Origin of the sequence: Arenibacter sp. F20364 (assembly GCF_023015905.1) — a bacterium.
Classification (GTDB): Bacteria; Bacteroidota; Bacteroidia; order Flavobacteriales; family Flavobacteriaceae; genus Arenibacter.
This window is the reverse complement of the sequence record NZ_JALKBD010000088.1, coordinates 1-2,255: the sequence shown is the minus strand read 5'-3', so window position 1 is coordinate 2,255 and position 2,255 is coordinate 1. Positions and strand designations below refer to the sequence as shown.

At 39.2% G+C, this 2,255-nt stretch carries 3 protein-coding genes; all 3 read left to right on the top strand.

Translation table 11 applies throughout. The annotated features are described in order from the left end of the window. Positions 1 to 218: hypothetical protein (locus tag MWU84_RS23770; protein WP_246906492.1), on the top strand; the 218-nt coding region annotated here is incomplete at its 5' end. Between the two features lie 207 nt (positions 219 to 425). Further along, on the top strand, positions 426 to 821 hold the full coding sequence (locus MWU84_RS23765; RefSeq protein ID WP_246906490.1) for a hypothetical protein: 396 nt from the start codon (positions 426 to 428) through the stop codon (positions 819 to 821). Positions 822 to 1,103: 282 nt separating this feature from the next. Next, the gene (locus MWU84_RS23760; RefSeq protein WP_246906489.1) at positions 1,104 to 1,742 is read left to right on the top strand and encodes a DUF308 domain-containing protein; all 639 of its coding nucleotides are present in this window, start codon (positions 1,104 to 1,106) and stop codon (positions 1,740 to 1,742) included. Positions 1,743 to 2,255 lie beyond the last annotated feature (513 nt).

Sequence of the window (2,255 nt, the reverse complement as noted above, 5' to 3'; positions counted from 1 at the left end):
AAAAACGCTTAACACATTTTTTTTGTATTATTGAAAGATCTTTCAAAGTGGCACTGTTTGACCGAAACAGGTGGCACCATCACTCCGAAATAGCCTCCCCCCCCTATCAACTCATTCCCTTTATAAATCGCCCAAAAAGAGCCGTAAAATCCAACAAATTTGATCTACCTGATACAGATCATTTTAAAAACCATCCCTATAAAATAGATTTGTTATAACAAAAGGGCCGGAAGCGGGTAAACCACTTCCCATTATACCCTAAAAGTGGAAAGAGGAATTTAAAAAGTCATGGCCAATAGGACAAAGGACAAAATGGTATGAGGCCATAAGGCCTTTGTCCATCCCATGTCCTATTAACTCCTGAATAGGAGCGACTTACACGGGATTTATAAAAAAAGGAAGTATTAATTAAATAGAACAGTAGTATGAAAACAATGAAAACAGAAGTTTTAAACCATGAAGACCTACATTTTGAACACCAACATTGGCATTCGGAACTTGCCTTCTGGGAAGATGAACTAAAATCGTTCAAAAACCGCTTGGCAGAATTAATAAAACGCTGGTCCTCCAAGGAGGTACTTACCCAATTGGAACATTTCCAAAACGAGTTCACCCTACATGAAAGAGTGATTGACGACCTAAAGGAAACCATAGAAAAGCATGAAATGAATATCGCGGGACAGACCCAATCCGGGCATGAGGCCATGGACATCAACCTTTCCCATAAGCATGTGGAATTCCGGGAAAAAATGGAATCCCAAAGACAGATCTATGCCGATCTGAAAAAGGAATTTTTCCGTTTTTTGACGAAATATATGTAAATAACCCCCTATACAGGGAAGTAAGGAAAAAGTTAAAGCAGAGGTGGTCACCTAAGGGAGTACACCACACATACCCAAGAATAATCCAGAGTTAGGATGGCAATAATCCGGGAAAAGATTAAGTCCCGGGCTTTTGCTGTGATACCTATGGAAATGACCGCCCTGCTTTTTTTGAAATTTCCTGTGGAATACTGCATTTTAGATGTTATGGCATCGTTTTTTAATTAACCAAAATGGGCTTGTGTTATCTCTCAATGACATTTATCCCAAAAAAATTATAAAGTGGAAAATACCTTTGACACCAGGAAGCCTATTCGGGTTTGGGTTTTAGAAATGACCAAATTGATGAAAGGCACCATGCTTAGACCACTAAAACTGACCATAAGCCATTGGCGGATGCCATTGTCATCAGGAATAGTTTATATTTTGGCAGGTATATTATTGTTGGTTATTCCCGCTGAATACTACGATACCTTCTCCCTATTTTTGGGCCTTATTATCCTGATTTCCGGCCTGGGCGAATTCACTTTTGCCCTTATAAGATGTAAAAAGATCAAGGGCTGGGGCTGGTTTTTTACCGGAGGCAATATTGATCTACTAAGTGGGCTTTTCTTTATCTATTTTCCCGAGCAGACCATACCCCTGCTAACCCTGTACGTGGCATTTCGTCTACTGTTCAAAAGCACATTGGCCATAGGTGTTTTGTCCAAACAACAGTTCCCCAATGACTTTCCATGGTCGTCCTTGTTGCTTTTTGTAGCCGTGACCAAAGGCCTGGCCTTTTTCATTTTGTTATGGTCCATTTTTGATGGCAATAATGAAATTTGGTCCACATCCCTTTTCTTTATCACCCTGGGTATTATTCGAATTATAATGGCCATGGGCCTAAAAAAGATCCATAATAAAATTTCAAATTCATAATTGCAGGTCCTAGCTTTTCAGAATAGGAAGAACAGTAAACAATGTTAATGTTCAATGTTATAAAGTTATAAAGTTCAAAGCCGAATGCCCGTCTCTTCGAGTGGTTTTATGCAGTGAAACGGAATAAAATTGTATCGAGAAGCGGGCGGGTTCAGTAAGCAGTGGCTAAAACAATTTACAATGAACAATTAGCAATAAACAATGTTAATGTTCAATGTTATAAAGTTCAAAGCCGAATGCCCGTCACTTCGAGTGGTTTTATGCAGTGAAACGGAATAAAATTGTATCGAGAAGGGATTTCAGTGAACAGTTTTCAGTGAACAGTAGTCAGTAGTCAGTAGTCAGTATTGAGAAATGAGATTCTAGAATCTGGAGCCTAGATACTAGACTAAGGTGTTGAGTTCAAAGTTGCCTAACCAGTCATTTCGAACGAACGATAGTGAGGAGAAACCGAAGCTTGAGCGAAGGTTCACGAATACCCCTAAAATAATTATGCTATGAGCTAAATCACAC

What these genes read in the sequence shown, in the direction of transcription:
- MWU84_RS23765 (WP_246906490.1), top strand. Translation starts at nt 426, where the DNA reads ATGAAAACAATGAAAACAGAAGTTTTAAACCATGAAGACCTACATTTT.